The organism is Rhizobium sp. YAF28, from assembly GCF_052113285.1.
Classification (GTDB): Bacteria; Pseudomonadota; Alphaproteobacteria; order Rhizobiales; family Rhizobiaceae; genus Rhizobium.
In genome coordinates this window covers 164,361-181,507 of sequence record NZ_JBFRCX010000011.1, presented here as the reverse complement: position 1 = coordinate 181,507, position 17,147 = coordinate 164,361, and the positions used below count along the sequence as shown (strand labels likewise).

General features: G+C 59.5%; 14 protein-coding genes. 4 read left to right on the top strand and 10 right to left on the bottom strand.

From position 1 onward, the window contains the following. Positions 1-150: 150 nt before the first annotated feature. Complete coding sequence (locus AB4Z13_RS24645) at positions 151-1,164, top strand: alpha/beta hydrolase (protein ID WP_113321961.1); 1,014 nt, start codon at positions 151-153, stop codon at positions 1,162-1,164. A 3-nt stretch (positions 1,165-1,167) separates the two neighbouring features. Here AB4Z13_RS24645 and AB4Z13_RS24640 read toward each other — a convergent pair whose 3' ends face one another. Continuing rightward, a complete protein-coding gene (locus tag AB4Z13_RS24640) occupies positions 1,168-2,346 on the bottom strand; it encodes a glycosyltransferase family 4 protein (protein WP_442207020.1) in 1,179 nt (392 codons plus the stop codon). A 246-nt stretch (positions 2,347-2,592) separates the two neighbouring features. Continuing rightward, on the bottom strand, positions 2,593-3,633 hold the full coding sequence (locus AB4Z13_RS24635; protein ID WP_113322021.1) for a glutamine synthetase beta-grasp domain-containing protein: 1,041 nt from the start codon (positions 3,631-3,633) through the stop codon (positions 2,593-2,595). 427 nt (positions 3,634-4,060) lie between these two features. Here AB4Z13_RS24635 and gstI point away from each other — a divergent pair, with 427 nt between their 5' ends. After that, positions 4,061-4,252, top strand: coding sequence for a glutamine synthetase translation inhibitor GstI (gstI, locus tag AB4Z13_RS24630; RefSeq protein WP_113321963.1), 192 nt, complete (start codon positions 4,061-4,063; stop codon positions 4,250-4,252). A 90-nt stretch (positions 4,253-4,342) separates the two neighbouring features. Here gstI and AB4Z13_RS24625 read toward each other — a convergent pair whose 3' ends face one another. From AB4Z13_RS24625 to AB4Z13_RS24600, 6 genes are all read right to left on the bottom strand, one after another. Next, positions 4,343-5,254: a sugar kinase gene (locus tag AB4Z13_RS24625; RefSeq protein ID WP_113321964.1), complete on the bottom strand. Its 912-nt coding sequence runs from the start codon at positions 5,252-5,254 to the stop codon at positions 4,343-4,345. Positions 5,255-5,367: 113 nt separating this feature from the next. After that, positions 5,368-6,354, bottom strand: coding sequence for an ABC transporter ATP-binding protein (locus AB4Z13_RS24620; RefSeq protein WP_113321965.1), 987 nt, complete (start codon positions 6,352-6,354; stop codon positions 5,368-5,370). After that, the gene (locus AB4Z13_RS24615) at positions 6,347-7,366 is read right to left on the bottom strand and encodes an ABC transporter ATP-binding protein (protein WP_113321966.1); all 1,020 of its coding nucleotides are present in this window, start codon (positions 7,364-7,366) and stop codon (positions 6,347-6,349) included. Before AB4Z13_RS24615 ends, AB4Z13_RS24620 begins: the two co-directional genes overlap by 8 nt. A gap of 1 nt (position 7,367) precedes the next feature. Further along, positions 7,368-8,285, bottom strand: a complete 918-nt coding sequence (locus AB4Z13_RS24610; RefSeq protein ID WP_007824543.1) for an ABC transporter permease — start codon at positions 8,283-8,285, stop codon at positions 7,368-7,370. Further along, positions 8,282-9,205 carry an ABC transporter permease subunit gene (locus AB4Z13_RS24605; protein WP_442207019.1) on the bottom strand — a complete coding sequence of 308 codons (924 nt, stop codon included), beginning with the start codon at positions 9,203-9,205 and terminating at the stop codon, positions 8,282-8,284. Before AB4Z13_RS24605 ends, AB4Z13_RS24610 begins: the two co-directional genes overlap by 4 nt. A 48-nt stretch (positions 9,206-9,253) precedes the next feature. Continuing rightward, positions 9,254-10,834, bottom strand: coding sequence for a peptide ABC transporter substrate-binding protein (locus tag AB4Z13_RS24600; RefSeq protein WP_442207018.1), 1,581 nt, complete (start codon positions 10,832-10,834; stop codon positions 9,254-9,256). Between the two features lie 376 nt (positions 10,835-11,210). Here AB4Z13_RS24600 and bglA point away from each other — a divergent pair, with 376 nt between their 5' ends. Further along, positions 11,211-12,860: a beta-galactosidase BglA gene (gene bglA, locus AB4Z13_RS24595; protein WP_442207017.1), complete on the top strand. Its 1,650-nt coding sequence runs from the start codon at positions 11,211-11,213 to the stop codon at positions 12,858-12,860. Between the two features lie 8 nt (positions 12,861-12,868). On the opposite strand, the gene ade is transcribed toward bglA, so the two are convergent. Together ade and AB4Z13_RS24585 are read right to left on the bottom strand one after the other, a co-directional pair. Beyond that, positions 12,869-14,566 (bottom strand): adenine deaminase, encoded by a 1,698-nt coding sequence (gene ade / locus AB4Z13_RS24590; RefSeq protein WP_442207016.1) that lies wholly within the window; start codon positions 14,564-14,566, stop codon positions 12,869-12,871. 117 nt (positions 14,567-14,683) lie between these two features. Next, positions 14,684-15,787 carry a branched-chain amino acid ABC transporter substrate-binding protein gene (locus AB4Z13_RS24585; protein WP_442207015.1) on the bottom strand — a complete coding sequence of 368 codons (1,104 nt, stop codon included), beginning with the start codon at positions 15,785-15,787 and terminating at the stop codon, positions 14,684-14,686. A 447-nt stretch (positions 15,788-16,234) separates the two neighbouring features. Here AB4Z13_RS24585 and AB4Z13_RS24580 point away from each other — a divergent pair, with 447 nt between their 5' ends. After that, positions 16,235-17,146, top strand: coding sequence for an HD-GYP domain-containing protein (locus AB4Z13_RS24580; protein WP_442207014.1), 912 nt, complete (start codon positions 16,235-16,237; stop codon positions 17,144-17,146). The last annotated feature ends 1 nt before the right edge of the window (position 17,147 follow it).

Below are 17,147 nucleotides of genomic sequence, written 5' to 3'. Positions count from 1 at the left end.
ACCGCTGGATATTATATCGCGCGATAAATAATCGTAACCGCTTTTAATGCATGGCAGCTATGTAATAATTTCTATCGTGCGATAATTAGTCGTGTGCGATATAAATCTCGTGTTCAGGACGAACGCAACAAACCCGAAGAGGACACGACAATGTCGACGATCAAGACCGCAGTTTCCGCAGCAGCAATCCTGGCAGCTTCCGCCATTGGAGCGTTTGCCGATCCGGTACTGGAACCGACAACGCAGAAATTCATCGATAGCCTGGCCGGCTCCAAGCCGATCTACACGTTCTCGCCTGCCGATGCCCGCAACATTCTCGCCGGTGCCCAGAAGGGCGACGTGAAGAAGTTGGCGGCTCAGGAAGAGGATAAGGTGATCAAGGTCGGCCCGACGGGCAGTGTCAAGCTGCGCGTCGTTCGCCCTGAGGGCGCTAAGGGCACATTGCCTGTGATTATGTATTTCCATGGCGGCGGCTGGGTATTGGGCGATGCCGATACACATGACAGGCTGGTGCGCGAAATTGCCAATGGCGCGAAAGCCGCTGTCGTCTTTGTCGACTATGATCGTTCGCCGGAAGCGCGTTACCCGATCGCCATCGAACAGGCTTATGCCGCCACCAAATATGTCGCCGATCATGCCAAGGAATTCCACGTGGATGCAAGCCGTCTTGCCGTTGCCGGCGATAGCGTCGGAGGCAATATGGCGGCTGTCGTGACGCTGCTTGCCAAGGAACGTGGCGGTCCTGCTATCGACCAGCAGGTGCTGTTCTACCCTGTCACCGACGCTAATTTCGACACTGGCTCCTACAACCAGTTCGCCAATGGCCCGTGGCTGACCAGGGAGGCCATGAAGTGGTTCTGGAACGCTTACCTGCCGGACGAAGCCAAGCGCAAGGATCCGACCGCTTCGCCGCTGCAGGCCTCACTCGAGCAGCTGAACGGCCTGCCGCCGGCCCTCATCATCACAGATGAAAACGACGTGCTGCGCGATGAAGGCGAAGCCTATGGCCGCAAGCTCACTCAGGCCGGCGTGAAGGTCACATCGATCCGCTACAACGGCACGATCCACGATTTCGTGCTCTTGAATGCGATTGCCGAAACGCCGGCCGTGCGTGGCGCCATCTCCGTCGCCAACGATACGCTGCGCGCCGCCCTTCACAAGTAAGGGTCAATCAGCTGAAGAGAGAGACCCGGCGGTATCGCCGGGCTTTCTGCTTCTTGGAAGGGATTTGGTGGCATATTGCCACGCCTTCTTCCATTTCGGCGTGATGACGCCGTTGGCGGCGCGGATATTGTTGATGAATTGCAGCGTTGCCGCTTCCCAGGAATATTGCAGGGCAAGCTCGCGTGCCTTCTCCCGCGAGCTGGAGAGGGCAGCAATGCAGGCAGCCTGCAGGTTCTCGTCCAGCGCGCCGACAAGGCTTTCTTCGCCGATGATATCCAGCGGGCCGGTAACGGGATAGGCCGCGACCGGGACGCCTGATGCGAGCGCCTCCAGAATGGTGTTGCCGAACGTATCCGTCAGCGACGGGAAGACGAAGACATCGGCCTGCGCATAGGCATTTGCCAGTTCTTCGCCGAATTTCACGCCGGTGAAATGCACATCCGGATAGCGTTCTTCGAGTTCGGCGCGTGCGGGGCCGTCGCCGACCACCACTTTCGAGCCGGGCAGATCGAGATCCAGAAAGGCCGGCAGGTTCTTTTCCAATGCCACGCGGCCGACTGTCATGAAAATCGGCCGGGGAAGGCCAAAGGGCTTTTCCTCCTGCGGCATCGGATGAAATTGCGTGGCATCGATGCCGCGGCTCCAGGGCATCAGGTTCTTGAGCCCCTTGGCAGCCAGTTCGCGGGCAAGGCTGGGCGTCGCCACCATGCAGCCGGCGCCGCCATTATGGAACCAGCGCACGAAGGCGTAGAGCCAGCTCTCGGGGATCGGCAGGCGAGCCGACACATATTCCGGAAAGCGGGTGTGGTAGCTGGTGGAAAAGGGCATGCGCTTGCGGATGCACCACCGCCGCGCCGACAGGCCGAGCGGGCCTTCCGTCGCGATGTGGACGTAGGAAGGATTGTGCTTTTCGATCTCGCGGGCGACGCGGCGGTACCAGGCGATCGACAGGCGGATCTCAGGGTATGTGGGGCAGGGGATGCTGGCGAAACGCTCGGGCGTCACCATCGAGACTTCGACGCCCATCCTGGCCAGTTCGCGATTGGTGTTTTCGATCGAGCGGACGACGCCATTGACCTGCGGATGCCAGGCATCGGTGACGATCACAAGCCGCTCCGGCACAGCCCCAGCGGCACTAGCCCAGCTTTCGCCGCTATACGAATTTGACGGACGTTGCAGCATGTTTCCATTTCCATCAGCGTCGCTTAGTTTTGGCAACGCACAACCCCTGGCGGGGTTTCCGGAATGGCGATTCCCGCATTCTTATTTTGGCGGAAGTGCATGATGGAAATATTACAGCCCTGTACGAGTATTTACAGGAACTTGCGGCAGCCGGGGCCAGCAATTATGTCGGCGATGAATGGCCGAAAGGCGTTTGCGCCTTGAAAAGGAACGGCGCCGACGGGGAAGTCGGCGCCGCAGTAAAACTTAGGCTGCAGCCGAAGCGAAACCGGAAGTCGGGACTTCCGAGATCGTCTTCAGAACCTGCGAAGCGATCTGGTAGGGGTCGCCCTGGGAGTTCGGGCGGCGATCTTCGAGGTAGCCCTTGTAGTCGTTCTTGACGAAGGAATGCGGAACACGGATCGAGGCGCCACGGTCAGCAACGCCGTAGGAGAACTTGTTCCACGGAGCCGTCTCGTGCTTGCCGGTCAGACGCTTGTCGTTGTCGGGGCCGTAAACGTTGATGTGGTCCATCAGGTTCTTGTCGAACTGCGCCATCAGCGCTTCGAAATAGGCCTTGCCGCCGACTTCGCGCATGAACTTGGTCGAGAAGTTGCAATGCATGCCCGAACCGTTCCAGTCGGTGTCGCCGAGCGGCTTGCAGTGATACTCGATGTCGATGCCGTATTTTTCGGTCAGGCGCTGCAGGAGGTAGCGCGCCATCCAGATCTGGTCGGCGGCCTTCTTGGAGCCCTTGCCGAAAATCTGGAATTCCCACTGGCCCTTGGCCACTTCGGCGTTGATGCCTTCGTGGTTGATGCCGGCAGCGAGGCAGAGGTCGAGGTGCTCTTCAACGATTTCGCGGGCAACCGAACCGACATTCGAGTAGCCGACGCCGGTGTAGTAAGGACCCTGCGGAGCCGGGTAGCCGCTCTCGGGGAAGCCGAGCGGACGGCCGTTTTCGTAGAAGAAATATTCCTGCTCGAAGCCGAACCAGGCATCTTCGTCGTCGAGGATGGTCGCACGAGCGTTGCTTGCATGCGGTGTCACGCCATCCGGCATCATGACTTCGCACATGACGAGCACACCGTTGGTGCGGGCCGGATCGGGATAGATGGCAACCGGCTTCAGCACGCAGTCAGAGCTGCGGCCTTCAGCCTGCATCGTCGACGAACCATCGAAGCCCCAGAGCGGGAGCTGTTCGAGCGTCGGGAAACTATCGAATTCCTTGATCTGCGTCTTGCCACGCAGGTTCGGTACCGGGGTGTACCCATCGAGCCAAATATACTCGAGCTTATACTTTGTCATCGCGACTCTCTCTGCTGCGAACTTGAGCAAATCCTGAGGCAGTAGACGCAAGGGTGCGCTCTCCCGCCAGGGGATGCCTCTTGTGAAGCACGTAGCGTGCCAGATCGGGCGGTCGACATAAAAAATTTACGAATCATCCCGCGATCGCAATTTCGGAGCGGACGCGGCAGGAGGCGGATGGAGCCGGTATGTGGCTATCCCGCCTAGAGATGAGCATTTTCCGCGTTGGAACCAGATGAAAATTCTGGCGTTGAGGCTGACGGATTAAGTTTTAAACAAATCAGCGCAAGCTTAATCAGGAAATGCTGCATCGATCGTTTATAATTGCAACATTGCTGTTATTTTGTGCAATTTGCATAAACTATGTGCATTGTGCTATTATACAGACCGTGAATGTTGATAGGCCGAACTGAAGAAAGGCTATCTCATGGCAATCGGTTTCCATCGTGAATCCGCGACAATCTACCAGTTTCCCGTCAAGGCCGTTCAGGCACAGAACCGCTTCGAGCGCTTTCGCATGATGGAGCGGGAGGCCGCTGATGTGTGTGACGCTGCGCTCGACAGCTGCTGGTACCACGACGAAGCCGTTCGCGCCGACGACAAGAAGCCCAATTCCTGATCTGACGATCGATGATGAATGACCGCTTAGGCGGGGGCCGGCCTGCGCGTGGCCGCGCGATAAGCGACATGCGCAGGCTTCATCATTATATCAGAGGCCGAGCTTTTCCTTCGGCACGAGTGCGCCATGTTCGCTGACCACGCGGGCGGCGATTTTAGCCCCGAAGCGAGCGGCTGCCGGGGCGTCCCGGTTTTCCAGATAATGAGCAAGGAATGCGCCGTTGAAACTGTCGCCCGCGCTCGTCGTGTCGACGACCTTTTTGACCTTTTCCGCCGGCACGTAAGCTTTCTCGTTGGCGAAGCTCAGCGTTGCACCTTCGGCGCCGTTCTTGACGACGACATGCGAGGCACCAAGCGCAAGATAGCGCGCAATGGTGGCGTCGATGGAAGCGTCTCCGAAATGGGCGGCCTCATCATCGAAGCTCGGCATGACCAGCGAGGAGGAGCGTGCGCCTTCATTGATTGTGATGTGCATCACGTCGTAGCTCGACCATAGGCGCGGGCGAATGTTGGGATCGAAGACGACGAATTTGCCGATGGCCTTAGCACGGCGGATTTCCGCGAGCAGCGTCTCGGCATCGTCTTGGGAGAGGATGGCAAGCGTGATGCCGGAGAAATAGACGACATCGGCACTTTCCACTGCTTCGCGCAGGCGGTCGGGATCGGTCGCGAGGCTGCGGGCGGCCGAACTGTCGCGCCAGTAGCTGAAGGAGCGCTCGCCGTTCCTCAGATTGATCATGTAAAGGCCGGGCGTCTTGCCCTTGATACGGCGGATGAGATCCGTGCCGATGCCGGCCTTGCCCATGAAGGCGACCATCTCGTCGGACATCGGATCATCGCCGAGCGCGGTGAAGTAATCGACCGACCAGGCGGGGGGCAGGCAGGCGCGGGCATACCATGCGGTGTTGAAAGTATCGCCGGCAAAGCCTTTCCGCAGCAGGCCTTCACCCGCCTGCGAGAGCTCCACCATGCATTCGCCGATCGACAGAAACCGTCCGCTCAAGCCATCCTCCCGGATTTTTTCTGCTCTTGCGGATACGCGAAGAGGCGGGATGAGACAAGTCAACGAAAGCGGAAAGTCCATCGCCCCGATGCCGGGGCGATGGGGAATTCAGGTCAGGGCCTGTCCATATGATAGCAGGCAGCCGTCTGGCCGGGACGAACCAGTTCCGTCGGCGGCATCTCGGTGCGGCAGATATCCGTCGCCTTCCAGCAGCGGGGCGAAAAGACGCAGCCCTTCGGCGGATTGAGCGGCGAGGGCGGGTCCCCCTGCAGGCGGATGCGGCTGCGCAGGCGCGCAAGTTTAGGATCCGGGATCGGAGCCGCCGAGAAGAGCGCCTGCGTGTAGGGATGGGCCGGGTGTTCGAAGACCGTCGCGCAATCACCGGCTTCCACGACCTTGCCAAGATAGAGCACCAGCACGTCATCCGAGATCAGACGTACGACCGAGAGGTCGTGGCTGATGAAGATCAGCGTCAGGCCGAACTCCTTGCGCAGCTTGCGAAGCAGCGTGATGACCTGGCCCTGGATCGACACGTCGAGAGCGGAGACCGGTTCGTCGCAGATGATGAGCTTCGGCCGGGTGACGACAGCGCGGGCGATGCCGATGCGCTGCGCCTGACCGCCCGAGAATTCGTGCGGATAACGGTTGATCATTTCCGGCACCAGACCGACGGCGGTCATGATCTCCCGCACGCGCTCAAGACGCTGAGACCTTGTCAGCTTCGGCTCGAAGACGGTGAGCGGCTCGGCAATGATATCGCCGACCGTCATGCGCGGATCGAGCGACGCGATCGGATCCTGGAAGATGATCTGCATGTCGCGGCGTGCGGCACGCATTTCCTCATCCGTCAGATCGAGCAGGTTGCGGCCCTGCCAGAGGATACGGCCCTTCTGCGCCTTCAGAAGACGCAGGATAGAGCGGCCGAGCGTCGACTTGCCGCAGCCGGATTCGCCGACAATGCCAAGCGTGCGGCCTTCGGCGAGATCGAAGCTGACATTGTTGACGGCCGTCAGCATCAGCGGCGGCTTGAAGAAGGATTTCGAGGGGATCTCGAACTGGGTTGTCAGGTTCTCGACCCTCAGAAGCGAGCGTTCAGCCATGGATCAGCAACTCCTCGCGGCGGGGGAAGGGATGGAAACAGGCGGCGCAATGATTTGCGCCCTGCTGTTGAAGCTGCGGCGGGCGGTCGATGCAATCGTCCTGGACCTGCGAACAGCGCGGCGAGAAATTGCAGCCCTTCGGCAGGTGCTGCAGGTTCGGCGGGCGGCCGGGAATGACGACGAGGTCGTCGACGTCCTGGTCCGGGCGCGGGATCGAAGCATGGAGCGCGGCCGTATAGGGGTGGGCCGGGTTTTCGAAGAGCTCATCGACCGGAGCTTCCTCGACGATGCGGCCGGCATACATGACGGCAACCCTATCCGCGAGACCGGCCACGACGCCGAGGTCGTGGGTGATCATCAGAAGCGCCGTGTTCATCTCGGCCGTCAGATCATTGAAGAGATCCAGGATCTGGGCCTGGATGGTCACGTCGAGCGCCGTGGTCGGCTCGTCGGCGATCAGCAGTTTCGGCTTGGTGAGCAGCGCCATGGCAATGACGATGCGCTGGCGCATGCCGCCCGAAAGCTCGTGCGGATAAAGATTGAAACGGCGTGTCGGATCGGGAATGCCGACGCGCTTCAACATCTCCAGAGCCGCGGCAGAGGCCGCCTTGGCGGTAAAGCCGCGATGAATCTCAAGCTGTTCCGTCAACTGCCGGGAAATCCGGAGCGACGGGTTCAGCGCCGTCATCGGGTCCTGGAAGACCATGGCCATATCCTTGCCGCGGACATGGTCGAGCTCGCGGGGTTTAAGCGCCAGCACGTCCTTGCCTTCGAGCAGAGCCTGACCGGTCGTTTTACCGTTCTTGGCGAGCAGGCCCATGATGCCGAGGAAGGTCTGGCTCTTGCCCGAACCGGATTCGCCGACGATGGCGATGCGCTCGCCGCGGCGCACCGTCAGGTTCATGTTGGAGACCGCCTTCACCTGCCCCTCGGGCGTTTCGAAGGTGATCGAATAGTCCTTCAGTTCGAGAAGGATATCGTTTTGTTTTTCTTTTTGATTTTCTGGGGTCATCCTATCGATCCTTCGGGTCGAACGCATCGCGCAGGCCGTCGCCGATGAAGAGCAGGCTCAACAGCAGAGCAACGAGGAAGCTTGCCGGGAAAATCAGCAGCCACGGCATGCTTTCCATGGCATCGGTACCTTCGGCAATCAGTGTGCCGAGCGAGGTCAGCGGTTCCTGAACGCCGAAACCGAGATAGGAGAGGAAGCTCTCGGTCGCGATGATCTCAGGCACGGTCAGGGCGGCGAAGATGACGACGGGGCCGACGAGGTTCGGGATGATGTGCTTGGTGATGATCTTGAAGGGCTTCTGACCCGAGGCGCGGGCAGCCTCCACGAATTCGCGGTGCTTGAGCGACAGGGTCTGGCCGCGCACGATGCGGGCCATGGTCAGCCATTCGAGCGCGCCGATCGCCGCAAAGAGCAGGTAGACGTTGCGGCCGAAGATGACCATCAGCAGGATGACGAAGAGGATGTAGGGGAGCGCATACATGATGTCGACGAAGCGCATCATGATGGAGTCCAGCCGGCCGCCAATATAGCCGGAGACCGCACCGTAGAGCACGCCGATGACGACGGAGACGAGGGTTGCCGTCAGCGCCACGGCCAGCGAAACGCGCGTGCCATAGAGCACGCGGGCGAGCAGGTCGCGGCCGTTCGGGTCGGTGCCGAAATAGTGGCCGCTTTCGAAGGAGGGCGGGGTGCGGAAGGCGGCCCAGTCCGGGTCTTCATAGTTGAAGGGGATGAAGTTCGGGCCGAGGAAGGCAGCGAGGATCAGCAGCACCAGCACGCCGATGGAGATGACTGCCGCCTTGTTGCGGGAGAGACGGCGCAGGGCGTCTTTCGTCAGCGAGCGACCTTCCGGAGCCAGGCCTTCCGCTTCCAGCAATTCGGCTGCGAGCAGCTCTCTTTTTGCAGGATTGAGGATCATCTGTTTCTCACTTTCGGGTCCAGCCAGGCATAGGCGATGTCGACCAGAAGGTTCAGGAACACGATCAGCACCATGTAGAAGATGACCGTACCGAGAACCATGCCGTAATCGCGGTTCAGCGCTGCGTTGACGAAATAGCGGCCGATGCCGGGCAATCCGAAGATGCTTTCGACAACCAGCGAGCCGGTGAGAAGGTAACTTGCCGCCGGGCCCAGATAGGAGACGACGGGCATCATGGCGGGCTTCAGCGCGTGGCGCATGACCGTCAGGCGCGGGCCGATGCCCTTTGCCTTGGCGGTGCGGATGAAGTTCTGGTTCATCACCTCGATCATCGAGCCGCGGGTGATGCGCGAGATGCGGCCGGCATGCGGCAACGCCAGAACGAAGATCGGCAAGACGAGGTATTTGGTCGAGCCGTCACCCCAGCCACCGACTGGAAACCACGCGAGGTGGATGCCGAAGACGAGCTGCATGATGGGCGCGATCAGGAAGTTCGGGAGAACGACGCCTACGAGAATAAGGGCACCCAGAATATAATCCGGTGCCTTGTTCTGATAGAGCGCCCCAAGACAGCCGACACCCACGCCGACGATGATGGCGATCAGGAAGGCAGCCGTACCGATGGTGAAGGTGTAGGGCAGGCCGATCATGATCTGCTGGGTGACGGTGAAGTCCTCGCTCGCGAAGGAGGGGCCGAGGTCACCTTTCAGCAGGTCGCCGACATAGATCAGGTACTGCTGAATGAGCGGCTTATCCAGATTGTAGTGGGCCGCAAGGTTTTTCAGGATCACCGGCGGCAATGGCCTTTCGCCATCGAAGGGGCCGCCGGGGGCAAGGCGCAAAACGAAAAAGCAAGCTGTGACGGCGATCCACAGAACGGGGATCGTCGACAGCAATCGACGGAGTGCATATTTGATCATGGGCGTGGAGCGGCTCTTCCCGGGAGAACCGGGAAGAGCCTTTCATCCTTATTCCTTGATGGACAGCCAGCGGGTGCGGTGGATGTCCTGAACGTTGTCGACGAAGCCCTCGATCTTGGGCGAGACGACGTTCTTGGAGACGTAGTAATAGATCGGAAGTGCGGCGGAATCGTCCAGCGCGAGCTGTTCGGCCTTCTTGAAGATTTCGGCGCGCTTCGTCAGATCGGTCTGAGCGTTGCCGTCCTTGATCAGCTTGTCATAGTCGGCATTCGACCAGCGGCCGTAGTTCATCTGAACGCCCGTGACGAGCAGGTTCAGGAAGTTGTCCGGATCGTTGTAGTCGGCGAGCCAGCCGGCACGTCCGATCTGCACTTCACCACGCTGCAGCTGGTCGTAGTGGACCTTCGTCTCAGCGTTGACGAGCTCAACATTCACGCCCAGCGGCTTCCACATGGAGGCGATCGCGACGGCGATACGCTTGTGGTTGTCGTTGGTGTTGTACTTGAGCTCGGTGGTCAGCGGATGATCCGGGCCGAAGCCGGCTTCCTTCAGCAGCTTCTTGGCTTCTTCAACCTTGTCCTTGTAAGGAAGGTCCTTCCAGGAAACGTAGGCCGGTTCGCCGTAATTTGCCGTGCCCGGCGGAACCCAGGAGTAAGCCGGCAGTTCGCCGGTGCCGAGGATCTGCGGGCCGATGACTTCGCGGTTGATCGCCATCGAGAGAGCCTGACGGACGCGCTTGTCGTTGAAGGGCGGCTTGGTCGAGTTGATGACGTAGTAGTAGAGGCCGGAGAAGGGGGCGACATGCGCCTGGCCCGGCAGGTTCTTCTTCATCCACTCGTACTGGTCGGTCGGGAAGTCGGTGAGGATGTCGAATTCGCCGGCGCGGTAGCGCTTCAGCGCGGCTTCCTGGTCTTCAAGCACGAAGAACTTCGCGCCGTCGATCTTCACATCCTTGGCACCGTAATACTGGTCGTTCTTGACGGTCGTGACGTGCGAACCGGGGACCCACTCGACCGGCTTGTACGGACCGTTGGTGACGATGTTGCCAATCTTGACCCAATCCTGACCTTTGGCCTCGACGACATGCTTCGGCAGCGGATAGGCCGTGTAGTGCATCAGGGCGTTGATGAAATAAGGGGTCGGGTTTTCAAGGGTGATCTCGAGCGTCTTGTCATCGATTGCCTTGACGCCGAGCTCGTTGAGATCGGTGATCTCGCCCTTATTGATCTTTTCTGCGTTCTTGACGGTGAACTGCAGATAGGCGTAGTCGGCCGCATTTTTCGGATCGATGAGGCGCTGGAAGGCGAACACAAAGTCGCCGGCCGTTACCGGTTGGCCATCGGACCACTTGATGCCATCACGGAGCTTGAAAGTGTAGACCTTGCCATCAGGGGAAATGGTCCAGCTTTCGGCCTGGCCGGGAACCGGGTTGTCCTTGGCGTCTTCGGTGACGAGGCCTTCGAAGATGTCGCCGGCAATACGGTTTTCCCAGTCGCCGGAGAGTTTTTGCGGATCCAGCGAGGTGGGGTCGCCACCATTATGGATATTCAGCGTGGCCGCGTGGGCCGAAAATGCGAGCAATGAGCCAACCATTGCAGACGCGAGAAATTTTTTCGTGAAAAAGGACATACTGGGTCCACCTTTCTAGGCTTTTCGCCTTTTCTTTAGTCATTTGTTCCCGATTTGACCTGTTACGTGCAGGTCAACGGCACCTTAACGCAAAGGTTTGGCGTTGCAACCCCTAAACCGGTGGGTAGCATTCGGGTGTGGACAAGCTTATAAGCGTCTCCCTTTTGTCTGATCGCGACCGTCCATCATTCAAGTCCAAATGCGCCATTGCGCTGTTGTTTTTTGCTTCGCCGCTTAAAGCGCGCCGCGATCTTTCAGATTCGCCTGCCACGCTTTAAGTCTTTGTTTTGCGCATGTCGTTATCGCAAAACCGCTGCACACTTTTGCGCGACATGCTTTAGTGTTGCGGGCGAAATGAAGCAGGAGGCGGTGGTCAATGGTGCTGCAGACAGGCGGGAATGCGGATTGGTGGCGCGGTGCGGTGATCTATCAGGTCTATCCGCGATCGTTTCAGGATACGAATGGCGACGGGCTCGGCGATCTCAAGGGGATAACCCGGCGCCTCTCCCATATCGCAAGCCTTGGCGTCGATGCCATCTGGCTCTCTCCCTTCTTCAAATCACCCATGGCCGACATGGGTTATGACGTCTCCGACTATTGTGACGTCGACCCGATTTTCGGCACGCTCGACGATTTCGATGCGATGATGGCAGAAGCTCACAGGCTCGGCATAAGGGTCATTATCGATCAGGTGATTTCTCATACATCAGACCGGCATCCGTGGTTTGTGGAAAGCCGTTCCAGCCGCACGAACGACAAGGCCGACTGGTATGTATGGGCCGACCCGAAGCCCGATGGGACAGCGCCGAACAACTGGCTGTCGATCTTCGGCGGGCCTGGCTGGGAATGGGACGGCGTGCGCCGGCAATATTACCAGCATAACTTCCTGACCTCGCAGCCCGACCTGAATTTTCACAGCACGCCGGTTCAGGATGCGCTGCTGCAGACGGTGAGGTTCTGGCTGGACCGCGGCGTGGACGGTTTTCGGCTGGATACGGTGAATTATTACTTCTGCGACAAGCAGTTCCGAGACAATCCGCCGCATGAGCCAGACCCGGATCAGCCCGGCCTCGATGCGCCCGACAGCAATCCCTATGGCATGCAGAACCACCTTTACGACAAGACGCAGCCGGAAAACCTTGAATTCCTCAAGCGCTTTCGGGCTTTGCTCGACCAGTATGAGGGGCGCACGACCGTCGGTGAAGTCGGTGACGGTGCGCGCTCGCTGAAGACTGTTGCGGCCTATACGACCGGCGGCGACAAGCTGCATATGTGCTACACCTTCGACCTGCTTGGTCCGGACTTCACGGCAGATCATATCCGCGGCTGTGTCGAGAGTTTCCAGCATATGGTGAAGGACGGCTGGGTCTGCTGGGCCTTCTCCAATCACGACGTCAACCGCCACGTCAGCCGTTTCGCGCTGACGGAAGAGGAGCGTCCGGTCATCGCCAAGCTGGCGATTTCCGTTCTGGCAGCACTTCGCGGTTCGATCTGCCTCTATCAGGGCGAGGAGCTGGGGCTGCCGGAGGCGGAGCTTGCCTTCGAAGACCTACGCGACCCCTATGGCATTCGCTTCTGGCCGGCCTTCAAGGGCCGCGACGGGTGCCGCACGCCGATGCCATGGGAAGCCGGCAAGGCGCATGCCGGTTTCACCAGCGCCGAGAAGAGCTGGCTGCCGGTGCCCTACGAACAGGCGGCGCTTTCCGTGGACACCCAGGAAAACAATGACAGTTCCGTGCTGCACCATTACCGGCGTACGCTGGAATTCCGGAAAACCTATCCGGCGCTCGTCGACGGCAGCATGGAATTCGTTGGCAGCAATCAGGATCTCCTCGCCTTCGTGCGCGAGAAGGGAGACGAGAAACTGCTCTTCGTCTTCAACCTGACGCGTGAGCCTGCGGAATTTCAACTTCCTGCCGGCATGGTGCTGGGCGCTCCATTGTCCATGCCCGGGTTCAAAGCCGTCGCCAGCATCAAGACAGTGCAGCTCGATGCGCTTGATGCCTTCTGCGCTCGTATCAGCTAACGCAGTCGTCAGCTGATCAGCGCGAAGCGATCGACGTCCACCATCCCCTTGTCCGAGATCTTCAAATGCGGGATCACGGGCAGGGGCAGAAATGCGACCTGCAGGAAGGGTTCTTCCAGCGTCGTGCCCAGCGCATAAGCCGCCTTGCGCAGATGGTGCAGCGTGTCGCGCACCGCCTCATAGGGTTCCAGGCTCATCAGGCCGGCGACCGGCAGGGCAATCTCGCCGGTGACCTTGCCGTCTTCGACGACGACGAAGCCGCCCTTGATCTCGCCGAGACGATTGGCCGCAAGCGCCATGTCATCCTCGCTGACGCCGACGACGCAGATATTGTGGCTATCGTGGCCGACTGTCGAGGCGATGGCGCCTTTCTTCAATCCAAAACCCTGGACGAAGCCGTTGGCGTGATTGCCGTTCTTGCCGTGACGCTCGATGACTGCGACCTTGATGATGTCATTGCCGAGATCAACGATGGTCTGGTTGCCCCTGGCCGGCAGGCGGTAGCGACGATGCTCGGTGATGATCTTGCCGGGCATGACGCCGATGACAGGCGTTTCGCCTTCCGAAACGGGTACGCCGAAGTGGGCCGCATTGACCGGCCGCGCCTTGACGCTGTCGAGGCCGACAGGCGAGACAGGCTTGCGGGTGGCAAAGAGCGCATCGGTGACGCGGCGGCCGGCCGAAAAGACCATCTCTGCCTTGCAATTCTCCAGGCTGTCGATAACGACGAGGTCTGCCTTCCAGCCGGGGGCAACGAGGCCGCGGTCACGCAGACCGAAGGCGCGGGCGGCGGAGATCGATGCGGCCCGGTAGATCGCCAGCGGCTCGACGCCAGCAGCGATCGCCGTGCGGATCATGTAGTCGAGATGGCCCTGCTCGGCGATGTCGAGCGGGTTGCGGTCATCGGTGCAGAGCGCGAGGTATGGCGAGAGGCGTTCGGTGATGATGGGCATCAGGGCGTACAGGTCCTTGGAGACGGAGCCCTCGCGCACGAGGATATGCATGCCCTTGCGGATTTTCTCCAGCGCTTCGACTGCACTCGTGCATTCATGCTCGGTGCGAATGCCGGTGGAGAGATAGCCGTTGAGATCGTTGCCTGAGAGCAGCGGTGCATGCCCATCGATATGGCCGCCCTGGAAAGCATCGAGCTTTGCCATGCAGACGGGATCCTTGTGGATCACACCGGGGAAATTCATGAATTCGGCAAGGCCGATGACCTTGGGATGGTCGCGATAGGGCAGGAGGCTTTCGACCGGCAGATCGGCGCCTGATGTTTCCAGATGCGTGGCCGGCACACAGGAGGAAAGCTGAACACGAATGTCCATGATCGTTTCGAGCGCTGAAGCGAGGAAGAACTCGATGCCTTCCTTACCAAGTACATTGGCGATCTCGTGGGGGTCGCAGATCACGGTCGTCACACCATAGGGCAGCACGCAGCGGTCGAACTCATGCGGTGTGACCAGCGAGGATTCGATGTGCAGATGTGTGTCGATGAAGCCTGGAACGACGATCTTGCCGGAGATATCGATCTCGGTCTCGCCGCTATAGGCGCCGCAGGTGCCGACAATACGCTCGCCACCGATGGCAATGTCCGATTGGATGAGTTCACCCGTCACGAGATCGAAGAAGCGTCCGCCTTTCAAGACGATATCGGCCGGTATGCGACCCACACCCTGATCGATGAGACGTTCGAGCTTGGCGGTCATGACTATCCTCGCGATACAATCGATTCCGCGAGTTATAGCGCATCTGTCTGCGGATTGGATGCCCGCAAACGAAACCGGACGCCAATGGCGCCCGGTCCCGTGTCTCATTCGTTTCGATTACTCGGCAGCAACGATCTTGCCGCCTTCCCACTTGTAGAGCGAGAAGCTCTGCGAGGTGAGGTCGCCGGTTTCGCCGTAGGTGAGCTTGCCGATGACGGTCGAGATCGGCTCACCGCCCTTCAGGGCAGCAGCAACGGCTTCCGCATCCTCGGCGCTACCGGCCTTTTCGATGCCAGCCTTCAGGACTTCAACGGCTGCATAGGCGTTGAGCGTGAAGGCTTCGGCCGGGATGTTCTTGGCGGCCAGTGCATCGGCAGCAGCCTTGGAGTCCGGGCTCTTGGTGGCGTCGGAGGCGTTGGTAAACAACGTGCCGGCTGCCGCATCCGTGCCGATCGACCAGAACTCGGTGTTGGAGAGGCCGTCGCCGCCGATGATCTGAGCGTTGACCGAGAGGTCATGCAACTGGCGGGCAAGCAGGCCGCCTTCCGGGTGGTAGCCGCCGAAATAGACGAGATCGACCTTCTCGGCCTTGATACGGGTCGTGAGTGCGGAGAAGTCCTTGTCGCCGGGCGTGATGGAGTCATTGATGACTTCGGTGACGCCGCCGGCGTTCAGCGTTGCCTTGAAGGCGTCGGCAAGGCCCTTACCGTAAGCGCCCTTGTCGTTGATAATGGCGACGCGCTTGTCCTTGAAGTGTTCCAGAGCATATTTGGCGGCGACTTCGGCCTGCTGGTCGTCACGGCCGCAGGTGCGCAGAACGTTGGTCAGGCCGCGCTTGGTGAGGTCAGGCGCGGTTGCCGTTGGCGTGACCATCAGCACGCCGTTTTCGGCCAGAACGTCGGAAACCGGGATTGCAACGCCGGAGGTGACCGGACCGACGACGAAGCGGATGCCGTCGGCGACAACCTTGTTTGCGGCGGAAACGCCCTGCTTCGGTTCGCCGGCGTCGTCTGCAAGCTCGAGCACGACCTTCTCACCGAGAATGCCGCCGCTCTTGTTGATTTCATCGACGGCGGTCTGCGCGCCGTTCTTTACCTGGTCACCATAGGCAGCCACCGGGCCGGTCAGCGGCGCGATGAGGCCGATGACGATATCCGCATGCGCGAGCGGCACAAATGCCAGCGAGGCGACGAGCGTCGCCGTCAGGGTCTTCAGGGTCATGTTCTCTCTCCTTGGGTAGGGTCGTCTTCGACCACCGGTTGCTTGCCGCGAAAGCCGTTTCTTTTGTCAGCGATCCCTTCGGGAGCGTGCCAAGGACGAGGAAAAGCTGCGCGATCAATGAGCCCCGCGGCCATATTTGGCTCGCGCGGCGCATGGCAAGATTTCTAGGAATTTCGGTGAGATTCCGCAAGATGATAACAAGATCAGGTTTGTTTTCGCCAAATCTGGAAAGATTGCGCCCGATTTTTTGATTTTTCAGTCCATTTCCCGCAATTTTCGGTCTGCCTTGTCTCGGCCCGCCAATGATCCTTGCGGTAATTCATATATTCAATCCAATTAATAATTGATTCTGAGAATCCCAGTATAACTGTCGTTCCTGTAGATATTGTTGCGGTGCAATAAAATATTCGATTTGTCGATATATGGATAGCGGGAACAGATATCTGGATGCTCAAGCGTATTGAAGCCAGGCAGGTGCGGACCGGAATGTTTATCGAGATGGTCGAGGGCATCTGGCACGATCCTCTTCTATCTCGGCGACGGTTCTTACTGCGACGCGAGAGCGATACGCTGAAGCTCAATGAGTGCGCGGATGCAGGTGTCGTGATCAACACCACCAAGGGCCTCGATGTCAGGAACACCTCACGCAAGATCGAGATCGACGTCAAGGGAGCGCGCGAGACCATTCAGAGATCCGTGGAGGTCCTGGAAGATGTCTTCGATCGGCTGCAGGGTGGAGATGGGATCACCGTCGATCAGGTCGAGCCGGTGATTTCCTCCGTTTCCAAATCGATGGATGACCACCCTGCCGTCTTCATGAGCGTCACCCGGCTGAAGTCCAAGGATGAAGTGACCTTTCTGCATTCCCTTTCGGTCAGTGCCTTGATGATCCTTTTCAGCCGCCATCTCGGACTGGATGAGGAAGTGGTGCAGACACTCGGCACGGCTGGGCTGTTGCACGACGTCGGCAAGCTCGAAATTCCGCTCGAAGTCCTCAACAAGGAAGGGCGCCTGAACGAAGACGAGATCCAGTTGATCCGTGATCATCCGGAAAAAGGGCATGCGATCCTGTCGCGTCAGGAGGGCATGTCGGAAATCGTTCTCGACGTTTGCCTCAATCATCATGAACGGATCGACGGCAAGGGTTATCCGCGCAGGCTGTCCCACGGCGAGATCAGCCTTCACGCACGTCTTGCCGCGATTTGCGATGTCTATGACGCCGTTACTTCGGTGCGCCCCTACAAGGCTCCGTGGAGCGCGAAGGAGGCGCTGAGCTGGATGCTTGCCAATGAAGGGCATTTCGACCGCCGGCTCGTCAAAAAATTTGCCCTCTGCCTGTCGATAGCCTCCGTTTCCTGAG

Coding starts and splice junctions, on each gene's coding strand:
- AB4Z13_RS24645 (WP_113321961.1), top strand. CDS start 151: ATGTCGACGATCAAGACCGCAGTTTCCGCAGCAGCAATCCTGGCAGCT.
- AB4Z13_RS24640 (WP_442207020.1), bottom strand. CDS start 2,346: ATGCTGCAACGTCCGTCAAATTCGTATAGCGGCGAAAGCTGGGCTAGT.
- AB4Z13_RS24635 (WP_113322021.1), bottom strand. CDS start 3,633: ATGACAAAGTATAAGCTCGAGTATATTTGGCTCGATGGGTACACCCCG.
- gstI (WP_113321963.1), top strand. CDS start 4,061: ATGGCAATCGGTTTCCATCGTGAATCCGCGACAATCTACCAGTTTCCC.
- AB4Z13_RS24620 (WP_113321965.1), bottom strand. CDS start 6,354: ATGGCTGAACGCTCGCTTCTGAGGGTCGAGAACCTGACAACCCAGTTC.
- AB4Z13_RS24615 (WP_113321966.1), bottom strand. CDS start 7,366: ATGACCCCAGAAAATCAAAAAGAAAAACAAAACGATATCCTTCTCGAA.
- AB4Z13_RS24610 (WP_007824543.1), bottom strand. CDS start 8,285: ATGATCCTCAATCCTGCAAAAAGAGAGCTGCTCGCAGCCGAATTGCTG.
- AB4Z13_RS24605 (WP_442207019.1), bottom strand. CDS start 9,205: ATGATCAAATATGCACTCCGTCGATTGCTGTCGACGATCCCCGTTCTG.
- AB4Z13_RS24600 (WP_442207018.1), bottom strand. CDS start 10,834: ATGTCCTTTTTCACGAAAAAATTTCTCGCGTCTGCAATGGTTGGCTCA.
- bglA (WP_442207017.1), top strand. CDS start 11,211: ATGGTGCTGCAGACAGGCGGGAATGCGGATTGGTGGCGCGGTGCGGTG.
- ade (WP_442207016.1), bottom strand. CDS start 14,566: ATGACCGCCAAGCTCGAACGTCTCATCGATCAGGGTGTGGGTCGCATA.
- AB4Z13_RS24585 (WP_442207015.1), bottom strand. CDS start 15,787: ATGACCCTGAAGACCCTGACGGCGACGCTCGTCGCCTCGCTGGCATTT.
- AB4Z13_RS24580 (WP_442207014.1), top strand. CDS start 16,235: ATGCTCAAGCGTATTGAAGCCAGGCAGGTGCGGACCGGAATGTTTATC.